At 59.0% G+C, this 13,760-nt stretch carries 14 protein-coding genes; 6 read left to right on the plus strand and 8 right to left on the minus strand.

Annotated elements, in window-relative coordinates; translation table 11 throughout:
* Position 1 precedes the first annotated feature (1 nt).
* From rlmH to F8B91_RS14520, 3 genes are all read left to right on the plus strand, one after another.
* Positions 2 to 481 (plus strand): 23S rRNA (pseudouridine(1915)-N(3))-methyltransferase RlmH, encoded by a 480-nt coding sequence (rlmH, locus tag F8B91_RS14510; protein ID WP_196504561.1) that lies wholly within the window; start codon positions 2 to 4, stop codon positions 479 to 481.
* An 84-nt stretch (positions 482 to 565) separates the two neighbouring features.
* Complete coding sequence (locus F8B91_RS14515; RefSeq protein ID WP_196504562.1) at positions 566 to 1,795, plus strand: murein hydrolase activator EnvC family protein; 1,230 nt, start codon at positions 566 to 568, stop codon at positions 1,793 to 1,795.
* Complete coding sequence (locus tag F8B91_RS14520) at positions 1,792 to 3,135, plus strand: S41 family peptidase (RefSeq protein WP_196504563.1); 1,344 nt, start codon at positions 1,792 to 1,794, stop codon at positions 3,133 to 3,135. The genes F8B91_RS14515 and F8B91_RS14520 overlap by 4 nt, the downstream gene beginning before the upstream one ends.
* Positions 3,136 to 3,271: 136 nt before the next feature.
* Here the strand turns inward: F8B91_RS14520 and F8B91_RS14525 are convergent, their stop codons facing one another.
* The 3 genes from F8B91_RS14525 to F8B91_RS14535 form a co-directional block, all read right to left on the minus strand.
* Complete coding sequence (locus F8B91_RS14525) at positions 3,272 to 4,399, minus strand: helix-turn-helix domain-containing protein (protein WP_196504564.1); 1,128 nt, start codon at positions 4,397 to 4,399, stop codon at positions 3,272 to 3,274.
* Between the two features lie 104 nt (positions 4,400 to 4,503).
* A complete protein-coding gene (gene ptsP, locus F8B91_RS14530) occupies positions 4,504 to 6,768 on the minus strand; it encodes a phosphoenolpyruvate--protein phosphotransferase (RefSeq protein WP_196504565.1) in 2,265 nt (754 codons plus the stop codon).
* 69 nt (positions 6,769 to 6,837) lie between these two features.
* Positions 6,838 to 8,091 carry an aspartate kinase gene (locus F8B91_RS14535; protein WP_196504566.1) on the minus strand — a complete coding sequence of 418 codons (1,254 nt, stop codon included), beginning with the start codon at positions 8,089 to 8,091 and terminating at the stop codon, positions 6,838 to 6,840.
* A gap of 134 nt (positions 8,092 to 8,225) precedes the next feature.
* Here F8B91_RS14535 and ubiG point away from each other — a divergent pair, with 134 nt between their 5' ends.
* Positions 8,226 to 8,972 carry a bifunctional 2-polyprenyl-6-hydroxyphenol methylase/3-demethylubiquinol 3-O-methyltransferase UbiG gene (ubiG, locus tag F8B91_RS14540; RefSeq protein WP_196504567.1) on the plus strand — a complete coding sequence of 249 codons (747 nt, stop codon included), beginning with the start codon at positions 8,226 to 8,228 and terminating at the stop codon, positions 8,970 to 8,972.
* Positions 8,973 to 9,004: 32 nt separating this feature from the next.
* Here ubiG and F8B91_RS14545 read toward each other — a convergent pair whose 3' ends face one another.
* The 4 genes from F8B91_RS14545 to F8B91_RS14560 are packed head-to-tail and all read right to left on the minus strand — an operon-like array spanning position 9,005 to position 11,363.
* Positions 9,005 to 9,445 (minus strand): DUF1178 family protein, encoded by a 441-nt coding sequence (locus F8B91_RS14545; protein ID WP_196504568.1) that lies wholly within the window; start codon positions 9,443 to 9,445, stop codon positions 9,005 to 9,007.
* A 5-nt stretch (positions 9,446 to 9,450) separates the two neighbouring features.
* A complete protein-coding gene (locus F8B91_RS14550; RefSeq protein ID WP_196504569.1) occupies positions 9,451 to 10,293 on the minus strand; it encodes a carbon-nitrogen hydrolase family protein in 843 nt (280 codons plus the stop codon).
* A complete protein-coding gene (gene grxC / locus F8B91_RS14555; protein WP_196504570.1) occupies positions 10,290 to 10,550 on the minus strand; it encodes a glutaredoxin 3 in 261 nt (86 codons plus the stop codon). Before grxC ends, F8B91_RS14550 begins: the two co-directional genes overlap by 4 nt.
* 12 nt (positions 10,551 to 10,562) lie before the next feature.
* Entirely contained in the window at positions 10,563 to 11,363 is an 801-nt protein-coding gene (locus tag F8B91_RS14560; RefSeq protein ID WP_196504571.1) for a ComF family protein, read from the minus strand.
* Here F8B91_RS14560 and F8B91_RS14565 point away from each other — a divergent pair.
* Positions 11,362 to 12,201, plus strand: coding sequence for an SAM-dependent methyltransferase (locus F8B91_RS14565; protein WP_196504572.1), 840 nt, complete (start codon positions 11,362 to 11,364; stop codon positions 12,199 to 12,201). The genes F8B91_RS14560 and F8B91_RS14565 overlap by 2 nt on opposite strands.
* On the plus strand, positions 12,191 to 13,126 hold the full coding sequence (locus F8B91_RS14570) for a phosphotransferase enzyme family protein (protein ID WP_246715272.1): 936 nt from the start codon (positions 12,191 to 12,193) through the stop codon (positions 13,124 to 13,126). The genes F8B91_RS14565 and F8B91_RS14570 overlap by 11 nt, the downstream gene beginning before the upstream one ends.
* Here the strand turns inward: F8B91_RS14570 and F8B91_RS14575 are convergent.
* The gene (locus F8B91_RS14575) at positions 13,105 to 13,722 is read right to left on the minus strand and encodes a ParB-like protein (RefSeq protein WP_196504574.1); all 618 of its coding nucleotides are present in this window, start codon (positions 13,720 to 13,722) and stop codon (positions 13,105 to 13,107) included. The two genes, F8B91_RS14570 and F8B91_RS14575, sit on opposite strands and share 22 nt — an antisense overlap.
* Positions 13,723 to 13,760 lie beyond the last annotated feature (38 nt).

Below are 13,760 nucleotides of genomic sequence, written 5' to 3' on the forward strand. Positions count from 1 at the left end.
AATGAAGCTGCATCTTCTCGCCATCGGCAAGCTCAAATCCGGGCCCGAAAAGCTGATGGCGGAAGACTATGCCACCCGCATCACTGCGATGGGCAAGAAGGCCGGCGTCACGGCGCTCAAGATCAGCGACTGGGCCGAAAGCCAGAAACCCGATGCACCCAGCCGCATGGGTGAGGAAGAAACACAGCTCTGGTCATCTATACCCACCGGCGCCTATGTGATCGCCCTTGATGAACGCGGCAAATCCCACACCTCGGAAGCGTTCGCCGCCCATCTCAGAAAAGTGATCGAGCGCGGCAATGACGTGGTGTTTTTGATCGGTGGACCAGACGGCCACAGCCCCGGCACCCGAGAAAAAGCCAATGAATTGCTGGCATTAGGCCAGATGACCTGGCCGCACCGGCTGGCCCGCATCATGCTGCTGGAGCAGATTTACCGCTCGGTAACCATTATGCTCAATCATCCCTATCACCGGGCCTGAATATTAAGTCATTCGGCGGCCCCATTTTTGACATTGGGACCAGCCAAAGCCTCTGCGATGCCTTCGGCGAGAATAAAATTTCCTTTGATCCTGGCTGCCTTCACTGTGATTGCCGCACCGCTTTGGGCTGCCACACCGGAGGAGACGCAGGCGCAATTGCAGGCCGTGCAGGACACGCTGTCGCAATCCACCGCTAAGGTTTCCGAAATCAGCGCCGCCATCGCCGCTGCCAACAAGGCGCAGGGCGAAATTTCAAAACGGCTCGTAGATCTCGAGGCTTCTATGGAAGACCAACAGGTCGCCCTGACAGAGCAGGACCAGCACCTGAAAGATCTCGAAGCTCAGTCCGTCACCCTGGCCAGCGATCTGGCCGCCAGACAGGATGAAATGTCCGGACTCCTCGCCGGCCTCATGCGTCTGCAGCAAAATCCTCCGCCTGCCCTCGTCGTGGCGCCCGAAAACGCACTCGATGCCTTGCGCGGTGCCATGATGTTCGGCGCCGTGGTGCCGGGCCTGCGCGACAAGGCCAAGGCCCTGCGTGACAATCTCGATGAGCTGCACGCCGTGCGCGACGAAACCGATGCCGCGCGCCAGAAGCAGAAGGCGGCGCTCGACGCTCTGGCTTCATCCGAGACTGAATTGAAAACCCTGCAGGACCAGAAACGCGCCTTCGCCATCGCCGCGCGCAAAGATCTGGCGGACGAGAAAACCCGCGCCGCCGCCTTGGCCGATCAGGCCAAGAATCTGCAGCAGCTCTTGGTTGACCTGCAACAGGCGCGCGAAGAAGCCGAGCGCAAGAAATCCGAGGAAGCCAAGGCCGCCGCCAAGGCGGAAGCCGAGCGGCTGGCCGCCCTGCAAGGACCGTTGAAACTGCTCTCCACCCTGAAGGGCAAGCTGCCCTATCCTGTCGCCGGCGCCATTATCAAAAGATTCGGTGAAGACACTGAATTGGGAACCAAGCTCGATGGCCTGGCGATCGCCGCAGAATCTAACAGCCGTGTAATTTCTCCAGCTGATGGAACCGTTGAATTCGCAGGAACTTTCCGTTCCTATGGACAACTCTTGATCTTGAATGCCGGAGAAGGCTATCTGGTGCTGCTTGCTGGCATGAAGCAGATATCAGCGGAGATGGGCCAAACGGTAAGAGTGGGCGAACCGGTAGGTCTCATGGGCGATGGTCCATCAACTCTGGCCCTTCTGGGCGAGACGGCCGACCACACCCACCCCGTGTTTTATGTTGAGTTCCGCAAAGACAATGCGCCTGTTGATTCCACCACCTGGTGGGATGCTGGCCGAAGAGAGGCTATGAAATGAAATTGAATAACCGTTTGAAGAATGCCGGACTTGTTGCATTGGGGGCTGCTGCAGCCCTGGCTGGCGTTCAGGCCATCAATATCGCCACGGCCTCCACCAATGCCGACACCTACAAATTGCTCAATCTCTTCGGCGAGGTCTATGACCGCGTGCGCTCTGACTATGTCGAGAAGCCCGACGAACAGAAGATGATGGAAGCCGCCATCAACGGCATGCTGATGTCGCTCGATCCGCATTCAAGCTACATGAACGCCAAAGAATCCGCTGACATGAACGTCAAGACCCGCGGCGAATTCGGCGGCCTTGGCATCGAAGTCACCATGGAAAACGGCGTCATCAAGGTGGTGGCTCCCTATGACGATACGCCCGCCAAGAAGGCCGGCATCATGGCCAATGACCTCATCGTGAAGATCGACGGCAAGGAAGTGCAGGGCAACACGCTGAATGATTCAGTGGACAAGATGCGCGGCCCCGTGGGCTCGCCTGTCACCCTCACCATCGTGCGCGACAAGAAGGAACCCTTCGACGTCAAGATGAACCGCGACACGATCAAGATTGAATCGGTCAAATACAACAAGGAAGGCGATGACATCGGTTACATCCGCATCTCGACCTTTAATGAGCAGGCCGAAAGCGGCTTGCAGAAAGCCATTGCCGATCTCGACAAGCAGATGGATGGCAAGGTGAAGGGTTATATCCTCGACCTGCGCAACGATCCGGGTGGCTTGCTCAACCAGGCCATTGGCGTGTCGGACGTGTTCATGGACAAGGGCGAAGTGGTCTCCACCCGTGGCCGCCTGCCCGACCAGGTGGAACGCTACACCGCCACCAAGGGCGACCTGATCAATGGCAAGCCACTTGTCGTGCTGATCAATGGCGGCTCGGCCTCGGCTTCGGAAATCGTGGCCGGCGCTCTGCAGGACCAGAAGCGCTCCACCACCATCGGCACAAGGTCCTTCGGCAAGGGCTCGGTGCAGACCATCATTCCGCTGGGCAATGAAGGAGCGATCCGTTTGACCACGCAGCGCTACTACACCCCGTCAGGCCGCTCCATCCAGGCCAAGGGCATTGATCCGGATATCCTGATCGAAGAACCGCTGCCGCCCGAACTTCAGGGCAAGAATGTTTCGACCGAAGGTGAAGCCGGCCTCAATGGCCATCTGGCCAATCCAAATGGCGGTGAAGAAGGCGGCGGCTCATCTGCCTATGTTCCAGAGGACAAGGGCAAGGACGAACAGCTGAAGGCGGCTATCGCTTTCATTCACGGCGAAAAGGTTGTCACAAATGTGAAGCCAGCTGACCCGGCGAAAGTGGACGACAAGGCCAAGCAGTCGAACTGAGCTTTCGGTAGCACAATTCAAACCCTCCCCTCACCGGGGAGGGTTTTTGTTTGGAGCGTACTGAAAGAGCTGCGACAAAAAATACCGGCGAGCCCCTTGGCCCGCCGGTTCCCGTTGCAGGGGTGTTTGTTGAAACTCAGTGCTTGGTGGAAAGTGCCTGCACGTCCAGCTTCTCGTTGACGAGAATTTTGCCGGGCGGCCCGAGTGTGCCTTTTTCCTGGCCGTCGATCATGTAAGCGAGGCGGCCACCATCGCGCGTCAGGGCCACCAGGCCATCGCGGTTCGGCACATTGTAGGTATCACCGGTATTCAGCATCTGGGTCATCACGGCGATGCCCTGCTGGTCTTCGATGCGCAGCCAAACGGGAGCCGTGGCCTTCAGCACCACATGGGCATCCTTGTTTTCAGAGCCATAGACGCGGCCATCCGATGGCTGCGGGATTGGGTTGGTCGAGGCGACTGTGATCTGATCGGCCACCTTGATCCGGTCTTGAATCTTCTTGGACTTTACCGGAGCGGCGGCGGCAACCTGCTGTACCGGCTTCGCTGCCAGCTTGGCATCAGCCACATCGCCATTGATCAAGGCATTGAGTGCATCACCATCCACATCAGGAGTTGAAGCGTCCGCAACCTGCTGCACAGGAGCTGTAGGCGCCTTCACCTGCGGAGCAGCGGGCTTCTTGATAACGGGTTCTGAAATGGCAACCTGATCCGCTGGAGCAGTTTCACCCACCGAACCGGAAGACATCCAATGAATGCCGGCAAACATCAGGAAGGCTGCGGCAACTGAAGCAATCACGCCACCTGAACCACCCGGATAATTGGCCAGGCGAATATTGAGCGAAGGGATTTTCGGAAGCCTGCCGAAGGCCAGCACCTTGGCGCTGGACAGAACCGGCGGACGCGCCGGATGATAGGACTGACGCACCACCGGCGGCGGCGGCAGGAATGACAGCAGATGCTGGATCAGTGGCTCGGTCTCAAAGCCAAGATAATGCGCATAGGCTGCAATCATCTCCATCGCTTCCATGCGCGGCGGCATGCGGGTGAGATCGCCCAGTTCGATGGCATCGATATGATAGGGATGAATGCCGGTGGCTTCGGCCACCGCTTCCAAACTCATCGCGCGGCGTTCACGCTCACGGGCGAGAAAAAATCCAACTTCAGCGGCAGGGGCTGCATCGCCATCGGGCTTGCGGCGCGGCTCAGAAAACATCTGGGGCTGGCGGCGCGTGGCAGTAAACTCGGGCACTTCGATGGTCATTTTGCTCAACTCTACAAACGTTAACGCGAAGCCAACGGGCCGCGCATCAGCTGAGAATGAACAAAAATGGTGAATGCCAGATTAAACTTGAATCAAATCAACGCTTAAATTTCAACGCCATTATCTTTGGCAAAGTTCGCGAGATCGGCACGGATGGAATGCTTGCCGCTTTCGAGCAGCGGCTGCATGAAGTCCCACAGCTTGGCCTGATCCACGGAGCGGATCATCGCCTTCACCGGGCCAATGCCGGAAGGCACCATGCTCATCGACGTGAGGCCCACACCGATCAGACCCATGGCTTCGAGTGGGCGGCCACCCAGCTCGCCGCAGAGCGTCACCGTCTTGCCGTGCTTCTTGCCTTTCTCGACAATCATCCGCATCGCACCCAGCGCTGCAGGCGAAAGCGGATCGTAGCGGCCCGCGAGTTTCGGATTACCGCGGTCTGCCGCAAACAGGAACTGCACAAGATCATTGGAACCAACAGAAGCAAAATCAACCATCGGCAACAGATTATCGAGCTGCCACAGCAGCGAAGGGATTTCGATCATCGCCCCCAGCTTCAGGCTTTTGGGAAGCGGGTGCCCACGCGCCTTCAGCCAGTTACGCTCCTTGAACACCAGGTCGCGCGCAACTTCATATTCTTGCACATCGGCAATCATCGGGAACATGATCTTCAGATCATCGCCCGCCGCCGCCAGCATCATGGCGCGCACCTGCAGATTGAACAGAGCCGGCCGTTCCAGTGCCATGCGGATCGAACGCCAGCCCAGAGCCGGGTTCTCCTCGCGCGGTTGGCGCAGGTAATGCAGCGTCTTGTCAGCCCCGATATCCAGCGTGCGGAACACCACGGGCTTGCCGCCTGCCTGATCCAGAATACTTTTGTAATGCTTGATCTGCGATGACAGGCGCGGGAAGCGGTTGGCCATCATGAAATGCAGTTCAGTGCGGTAAAGCCCCACGCCTGCTGCACCCGACTCGTGCAGATGCGGCATATCCACCACCAGGCCCGCATTGATATTGAGCGTGACCTGCTGGCCGTCTTTGGTTATGGACGGCATTTCGCGCAGCGCCTTGAAACGCGCCTGCTTGCTGGCCTGAAAGCGTACTTTCTCAGCGTAGGATTTTTCCAGCTCCGACGACGGCCGGATGAAGATTTCGCCCGTGCCGCCATCGACGATGATGGCATTGCCTTCATCGACAAGATTGACCACACCTTCGGCCTGGCCCACGGCGGGAATGCCTAGCGCGCGCGCCACGATAGCCACATGGCTGGTCTTGCCGCCCTCCTCGAGGATCACACCGCGGATCTTGCTGCGGTCATAATCCAGCAATTCCGCTGGGCCCATATTGCGCGCCACGATAATGGTATTGGCCGGCAAATCGGTGCGCGAAGCCGTGGCCACCGTGCCGGTCAAGCCCCGCAGCAGGCGGTTCGACAGGTCATCCAGATCATGCATCCGCTCGCGCAGATAGGGATCCGGCGTGCGCGACATGCGCGCCCGGTTATCATTCTGCACGCGCTCGACAGCGGCTTCGGCGGTCAACCCCGTACGCACCGTTTCCTTCAGTCGCCCCAGCCAGCCCTTGTCATGCGCGAACATCCGCACGGTTTCGAGAATATCATTGGAATCGCCGGCATCCAGCGCCTCATGGCCGGCCAGCAGTTTGTCCACTTCCGAACGCAGCGAGGCGATGGCCTCGTCGATGCGCGCCAGTTCCAGCGGGATGCTCTCGGCAATCATGTTCTGGATGCGCACACGTGGTTCGTGCAGCACCGCATGGCCCAGTGCCACGCCTTCGGCCAAGCTGTCGGACTTCAGAACCGCCGTGCCCTTTTCCGGGCCTTCACTGACCAGATCAGGGGCAGCGCCGAGAATGCCGATGCCAGCCAGAACTTCGGCCAGCACCATGGCCGTGGTTTGCAGCGCCTCTTCTTCCTCTTCGGTGTAATGCCGTCTGGTCTTGTTCTGCACAACAAGCACGCCAATCACCGAGCCGCCGCGCATGATCGGCACGCCCAGGAATGAGTGGAACAGTTCTTCGCCGGTTTCCGGCAGGTATTTAAACGACGGGTGGTCGACCGCTTCGGTAAGGTTGAGGCCGATGGCCTGCTCGCCGATCAAACCGACAAGGCCTTCGCCCACTTTCAGTTGCGATTTATGGACGGCCTCGGATTTCAGACCTTCGGTGGCGTAGAGTTCCAGCACCTTGTCGGGCCGCAGCACATAGACCGAGCAGACTTCCGCCACCATGTTACTGGCGATCATCTTGACGATACGGTCGAGGCGTACTTGTGCCGTTCCCGGCTCCGCCATCACCTCGCGAAGCCTTCTGAGAAGGACACGCGGGCCAAGTGCGGTTTTCAGCATCAACCTGTGTCCTTAGGGCCGGAGGCCCTCATGCCAGAAACGTTTCATCTTTCGAAGATGCCCCATGCCTCAGGCCTTGTCCAATCCATAAGCCGTGTGCAGCGCGCGCACCGCAAGCTCGGTATAGGCCTCATCAATCAGCACGCTGATCTTGATTTCAGACGTGGTGATGGCCTGGATATTGATGCCCTTTTCAGCCAGCGTCTTGAACATCAGGGCCGCAACGCCCGAATGGCTGCGCATGCCGATGCCGACGATCGACACCTTGGCCACATCAGCCGAATGGGTGCTGTCATTGAAGCCGATTTGCTCCTTCACCTTGCCCAGCACTTCAATCGCCTTGCGCAAATCCTTGCGCGGCAGGGTGAAGGTGAGATCGGTTGAAGCACCATCAGCGGACACATTCTGCACGATCATGTCGACGCTGATATCGGCTTCGGCCAGCGGCCCGAAAATGGCGGCTGAAACGCCGGGCTTGTCCTTCACTTTACGAAGCGAAATCTTGGCCTCGTCGCGCGAATAGGCGACACCGCTGACAACATGCTGTTCCATGCTCGAATCCTCTTGGCAAACGATGGTGCCGGGGCCGGTGCCGTCCGGCTTGTTCTGGTTGGGGCTGTCTGGCGGCTCAAAGGAAGAGCGCACCTGCAAGGGCACTTTATAGACCATGGCGAGCTCGACCGAGCGCGTCTGCAAAACTTTTGCACCCAGCGAAGCCTGTTCCAGCATCTCTTCGTAAGAGATACGGTCCAGCTTGTGGGCGGCGGTGACGATGCGCGGGTCTGATGTATAAACACCGTCCACGTCCGTATAGATATCGCAGGCCGCCGAAAGTGCGGCAGCCACAGCCACCGCCGATGTATCCGAACCACCGCGACCCAAAGTGGTGATGCGCTTGTCGGGGCCTAGGCCTTGGAAGCCGGTGATCACCGCCACCTGGCCCTGCTCCATGCGCTTTACGATTTCGCCGCCATTGATATTGGTCATGCGGGCCGAGCCATGCACGCCATCGGTTTCAATCGGGATCTGCCAGCCGGCCCAGGACCGCGCTGGAATGCCAATTTCCTGCAGCGCGATGGCCAGCAAGCCTGCTGTGATCTGCTCACCGGTGGCCACCACAGCATCATATTCGCGGGCATCATGCACTGGCGCCACCTGGCGGCACCATTCCACCAATTGATTGGTAGTGCCCGACATGGCCGAGACCACCACGGCCACATGATTGCCGGCCTTGACTTCACGTTCTACATGGCGCGCCACGTTGCGGATGCGTTCAACATCCCCAACCGAGGTACCCCCGAATTTCATGACCAAACGGCCCATAGGCCAAATTCCTTATATTTCAGAGCCTTGAGGGCTAATCCAAAATCGCTGCTGCAGTGCGATTGTCTCTTAGGCGAGAGGGGCAAGTTATGCAATAAGGAGGCGGAAATATTGGCTTAAATAGAATTGTGACAATGAATACATCTGCCCCTCTATCCACGCTTGACCCCGCCGAAGTGGAGAAATTCTCCAAACTCGCTGCTGAATGGTGGAACCCGAGGGGCAAAATGGGCGTGCTGCACAAGTTCAATCCAGTGCGCCTGGCCTGGATCAAGGAACAGGTTTGTGCGCGGCTGGGGCTGGACCCGCTGGTGCGCGAACCCTTCGAGGGCCTGCGCTTTCTCGATATCGGCTGCGGCGGCGGGCTTCTCTGCGAGCCGATGGCGCGCTTGGGTGCTTCGGTGGTGGGTGTCGATCCGTCCGAGAAGAACATCAAAACGGCACAGGTTCACGCCGCCGAAACCGAACTCGACATCGACTACCGCGTCGGCAAGGCCGAAGACCTGGCCGAGGCTGGCGAGAAGTTTGATGTGATCCTGAACATGGAAGTGATCGAGCATGTCGGCATGCCGCAGTTCTTTTTGCAGAATTGCTGCCAGATGCTGAAACCCGGCGGCCTGATGTTCGTGGCCACGCTGAACCGCACCATGAAAAGCTTCGGCCTCGCCATCATCGGCGCCGAATATGTCCTTGGCTGGCTGCCCAAGGGCACCCACGAATGGGAGAAATTCATCACCCCCGATGAGCTGCGCACCTGGCTCGAAGGTAACCAGACTCAGGTCAAAGCCGAAAGCGGCGTCACCTTCCACCCGTTAGCCAACGAATGGCGTCGCTCCAAGGACATGGGCGTGAATTACATGGTGGTGGGACAGAAGGATTAACTCGTTCTCTCGCACGCGGTAGAGACGTAAGGTTAGTTCCCATCCTCCGGCAGCATCGGCAGCGGATGCACCGCGATGCCCTCTTCCATCAGCTCGATGGCTTCATCCCGTGTGGCCTGGCCGCGAATGCCGCGTTCCTCGGATTCCTTGTAGTGAATCTTGCGGGCTTCCTCGGCAAACTTCGTGCCCACATCTTCTGAATGCGCGTCCACATGCTTGCGGTATTCACGCATCAGACGCATCATTTCAGCCGCACGCGGATCAGCGCCGCCGGCCATGCGCACCGGCAGATCAGGCTTGGTATTGGATTTGGCCGGAATGCCCGGCGCCATCAGCTGCTTTTCAACCTCGGTGGAGCCGCAATGGCTGCACGTCACCAGCCCGCGCTTCAATTGCTTGTCGAAAGCAGCGATCGAGGCAAACCAGCCATCAAATTCGTGGCCCTTGGCGCATTGAAGGTCGTAATGGATCATGAGCGTCAGTTAGTAACAGCGGTTTCGTGTTTCAAGCTGAACTTGCGGGCATTGGCCAACGTCGGAATGCGCGCGCGGGCATCAATCGATTGCGCCACGTCAATCTCGGCCAGCAGCACGCCGGGCTCGTCACCCTTGATTTCAGCGATGATCTCGCCCCAAGGATTGACCACCAGCGAATGGCCATAGGTCTCGCGCCCGCCCTCATGCTTGCCGCCCTGGGCGGCGGTGATCACGAAGCTGCCCGTCTCAATGGCGCGGGCTCGCTGCAGCACATGCCAATGCGCCTGCCCTGTGGGCACCGTGAAGGCGGCTGGGGTAACCAGCACATTGGCACCTGCTTGCGCCAGCGCATGATAAAGCAGCGGGAAGCGCACATCATAACAGATCGTCACGCCCAGCTTGCAGAAGGGCAGATCGACCACCACCGCATCCTTGCCGCCCTGATAGACCGCACTCTCGCGGTAAGTGTCGCCATTCGGCAAGTCCACATCATAGAGATGCACCTTGTCGTAAGTGGCAGCGATCTTCCCATCAGGTGCGAACAGCAGCGCGCGGTTCACCGCCATGCCATTCTCATGCTTCAGCGCCAGCGAGCCGATATGCAGCCAGCGCTTTAGTTCCTTGGCTAGGTCCGAAAAGCCCTTGACCGAAATGTTCTCGGCCTGAGGCGTGATCTTCTCTTTCATCTTCGGCCGGTCCGGCTCGAACAGATTGGTGATCTCTGGTGTGATAATGAAATCAGCGCCTTTGTCGGCAGCCTCGCGGATCAGTGCAGACGCATCCGCCAGATTGCGCGCCTCGTCGACGCCCGTGCGCATCTGAACCAGGCCGGCCTTGAATGTCATGCGGCAGCCAGCAGCGGATCAAGCCCGCCTTTTTCGTCGAGCGCATAGAGATCATCGCAGCCGCCAATATGCTGATCGCCGATGAAAATCTGCGGCACGGTGCGCCGCCCGCCGGAGCGCGCCATCATGCGCTGCCGCTCAGCCGGATCATAGGACACATCGATCTCGTTATACTCAGCGCCCTTTTCATGCAGCAGCACCTTGGCGCGCATGCAATAGGGGCAGAACTCGGTCGTATAAATGGTGATATCAGGCATCAGGATCGTCAGCTATTCAGTGTGCTCTTCAATATGCGGCTTGAAAGGCTGCTTCACAAGGGCAAAGGTCAACACATCCACGCGGGTTGCTCCTGCAGATTTAAGCGCCACCGTGCAGGCCGAAAGCGTGGCCCCGGTGGTACGCACATCATCAATCAGCAGGATGGATTTTCCGGTGACGGACTTGGCCGCCTTGAAGGCCCGGCGCATGTTCCTGCCGCGAGCCTCCGCATCCAAACCCACTTGCGAAGATGTGTGCTTCACACGGCTGAGAAGTTGCGGCGCATAAGGCTTGCCCGCGGCCTTAGCCAGATATTGCGCCAGAAAGCCCGCCTGGTTGAAGCGCCGCTGCCACAGCCTAGCCCAATGCAAAGGCACGGGGGCGATGAAGTCACACTCCGTAATCAAGCTCGCCCCGGCCCGCGCCATCTGCCGCGCCATGAACAGCCCGGCCTCGCTGCGGTCGCCATATTTGAAAGCATGGACGATTTCCTTAGCCACATCATCAAACAGCACGGCGGCCCGTGCCCGGTTCCATTCCGGCGGGTTGGTCAGCGCCTCGACGCTCACAATGCCAGCACCCGGATCATAGGGGAACGGAATGCCCAGCCGGTCACACACCGGATCGTCCAGCAGCCGCAAATTCTGCCAGCAGGCGCTGCACAGGCTGGCCGCATGCGAGACCCTCTCGCCGCAACCAAGGCAATGCGGCGGCAGCAATGCATCGAGGAAGCCCCGACCTGCCGCTTTGAGCACGGCCTTGACGGCGCCGAACTGGAACTGCCCCGGCTTTTCAGCTAGGTCCTCGCTCATGGATCCTGCCATTCCCAATATCTTTGACCGGGCACTGTATCTGGCGCGTCAAAAGAAGGCCAGCGCGGCCCAAAGCCCGCTTCTGGCTCATGTGGCAGATGATCTGGCCGAGCGGCTTTCAGTGATCAACCACCAGTTTGAGAATGTGCTGGTTATCGCTTCGCAGCCCGGCCCGTTTGTGCAGACGCTGCAGATGACCGGCAAATGCGGAAGCATTGAAGCGCGTGTTCCAGCGGCTGACGATGATCTGGGCCTGCCGCCGCTCACCTACAATGCCGTGTTCACTTTGCTGGATATGCATTGCGTGAATGACGTGCCGGGCTATCTCGCCCAATGTGCCCGCAGCCTGAAACCAGATGGTCTGTTTTTCTCCAGCTGCTTTGCCGATGAAACTCTGGCGGAGCTGCGTCAATCCTGGCTGGTGGCGGAAAGTGAAACGCGCGAAGGCGTGTCGCCGCGCGTAGCACCGATGATCGGCGTGCGCGAAATGGGTGGCCTGCTTCAACGCGCCGGTCTTGCTCTGCCCGTCACCGACAGCGACCGCCTCACGCTGCGCTATAAGGATGCGCTGGCTTTGCTGCGCGAGGTGAAAGCCTTTGGCTTTGCCAACCCGCTGCATGACCGGCGCAAAACTTTTACCTCGCAAGCAGTGCTAGCTGCTGCGCTGGCAGATTATCAATCCAGCAACGCCGATCCCGATGGCCGCGTGCGTGCTTCGCTGGATCTGCTCTGGGCCATGGCTTGGAAGCCGCATGAAAGCCAGCCGCAACCGAAAAAGCCAGGCAGCGCCACGGCGCGGATGGTCGATTTTCTCAAACCGGGTGATTATGAAAACTGAACTTGCCCGCGCCTTCGATCTGGGCCGCGACTTCACCTTCAATCTGGTGAATGTATCCGAGAACGAAACCTACAAGGTGGAGACCGATGACGGCCGCGCCTTCGCGCTGCGCCTCAACCGGCCCGGCTATCACACCCATGCCGAGCTCGCTTCCGAAATGGCATGGCTTGAGGCATTGCATGCTGAAAAAGTCATCGCCGCCGCCAATCCAGTGAAGGGCCGCAATGGCACCTATTTGCAAAGCCTGGGCGCGCGCGAGGCCATTCTGTTCGATTGGGAAGAGGGCCGTGAGCCACTGATCACTGACAACCTAATGGGCTTCGCGCATGAACTGGGCCGCATCGCCGCCACTCTGCACGGCCATGTGGAACGCTGGCAGCGACCTGCATTTTTCACCCGCCCCCGCTGGGATTTCTCGGCGGCGCTGGGCGAAGAAAGCCGCTGGGGCGATTGGCGCAAAGGCCTCGGCGTCACGGCAGAGTTGAAGCCGCTTTTCCAGCGCACCAGCGATCTAATCGAACGCCGCCTCAAGGCTTACGGCGAAGCGCCTGCGCGGTTCAATCTCATCCACGGCGATCTGCGCCTCGCCAATCTGCTCGACGACAAGGGTGCGATCAAAGTTATCGATTTCGACGATTCAGGCTTCGGCTGGCTGATGTATGATGCGGCCACCATGGTGTCCTTCCATGAACATGAAGCGCATGCGCCGGAACTGATCGCCGCCTGGGTGGAAGGCTACCGCACCCGGCGTCCGCTGGCGAAGGATGATGAGAATGAAATTTCCACGTTCATCATGTTCCGGCGCTTGCTGCTCGTGGCCTGGCTGGGCACGCATAGCGAAATTGATCTCGCCCATGAGTTGAAGCCCACTTATGCGGAACAGACGACGGCCCTCTGCGAAGCCTATCTCGCCCGCTTCGGCTGATCGGCGATGAAGCCTGGCAGATGCGCGGCTTCCGGCTTGCCCGCAAGTTTCCGCGCCATTCGCACCGCCTTGTCAAAATCGCGCTTCAGAAGTTTTCGCGCGATCAGCGGCCGGTAATAATCAGCCCAGGCAAATTCGGCATAGGGTGCTGGTGATTTGAGGAAGCCGCCTTCCTGCCGCACAAAACCTGCGAGGCTGCGGTAAGGGTCATCCTGCATATCTTCAATATCGCGCGGAATGGCTGCTGCTGTTTGCTTCCGCCCATCCCCATCGAAGGGATAAAGCCAACCCTTGGCCTCCATCTGTGCCCAGAAATCCGCCACTGGCAGCGTGGAAAGATCTGCCACCAGCACCACAGGTGCGGTTTTAAAACCTTCCTCCAGCAGCGCAAAGGCCAGGTGATGATGATCAATCACATAAAGCTTGGTCTTTGGCCCCGCCACCACGCGCATGGGGTTATCGAGAATGAAATCGACAAGCTCTTGCGGTTCACGCAACCGCGCATGCAGGCCCCGGCGCTTGGCTTTCACCAGTTTCATTCCCACCGCAATTTGCGTGGGGCGCAGGGCTTTGACGGAAACGCTTTGGTGGCTCATCGCCAAAGCCTAGTGCGGATCACACCAAAAGCAAAATG

This window comes from Aestuariivirga litoralis (assembly GCF_015714715.1).
GTDB classification, from domain to species: domain Bacteria; phylum Pseudomonadota; class Alphaproteobacteria; order Rhizobiales; family Aestuariivirgaceae; genus Aestuariivirga; species Aestuariivirga litoralis_A.

Bases quoted from the DNA above. Each gene is read 5' to 3' on its own strand.
- F8B91_RS14550 (WP_196504569.1), bottom strand. From the start codon at position 10,293: ATGACATTCAAGGCCGGCCTGGTTCAGATGCGCACGGGCGTCGACGAG.
- F8B91_RS14545 (WP_196504568.1), bottom strand. From the start codon at position 9,445: ATGATCCATTACGACCTTCAATGCGCCAAGGGCCACGAATTTGATGGC.
- ubiG (WP_196504567.1), top strand. From the start codon at position 8,226: ATGAATACATCTGCCCCTCTATCCACGCTTGACCCCGCCGAAGTGGAG.
- F8B91_RS14570 (WP_246715272.1), top strand. From the start codon at position 12,191: ATGAAAACTGAACTTGCCCGCGCCTTCGATCTGGGCCGCGACTTCACC.
- F8B91_RS14560 (WP_196504571.1), bottom strand. From the start codon at position 11,363: ATGAGCGAGGACCTAGCTGAAAAGCCGGGGCAGTTCCAGTTCGGCGCC.
- F8B91_RS14535 (WP_196504566.1), bottom strand. From the start codon at position 8,091: ATGGGCCGTTTGGTCATGAAATTCGGGGGTACCTCGGTTGGGGATGTT.
- F8B91_RS14520 (WP_196504563.1), top strand. From the start codon at position 1,792: ATGAAATTGAATAACCGTTTGAAGAATGCCGGACTTGTTGCATTGGGG.
- F8B91_RS14575 (WP_196504574.1), bottom strand. From the start codon at position 13,722: ATGAGCCACCAAAGCGTTTCCGTCAAAGCCCTGCGCCCCACGCAAATT.
- F8B91_RS14525 (WP_196504564.1), bottom strand. From the start codon at position 4,399: ATGACCATCGAAGTGCCCGAGTTTACTGCCACGCGCCGCCAGCCCCAG.
- grxC (WP_196504570.1), bottom strand. From the start codon at position 10,550: ATGCCTGATATCACCATTTATACGACCGAGTTCTGCCCCTATTGCATG.
- F8B91_RS14565 (WP_196504572.1), top strand. From the start codon at position 11,362: ATGGATCCTGCCATTCCCAATATCTTTGACCGGGCACTGTATCTGGCG.
- ptsP (WP_196504565.1), bottom strand. From the start codon at position 6,768: ATGCTGAAAACCGCACTTGGCCCGCGTGTCCTTCTCAGAAGGCTTCGC.
- rlmH (WP_196504561.1), top strand. From the start codon at position 2: ATGAAGCTGCATCTTCTCGCCATCGGCAAGCTCAAATCCGGGCCCGAA.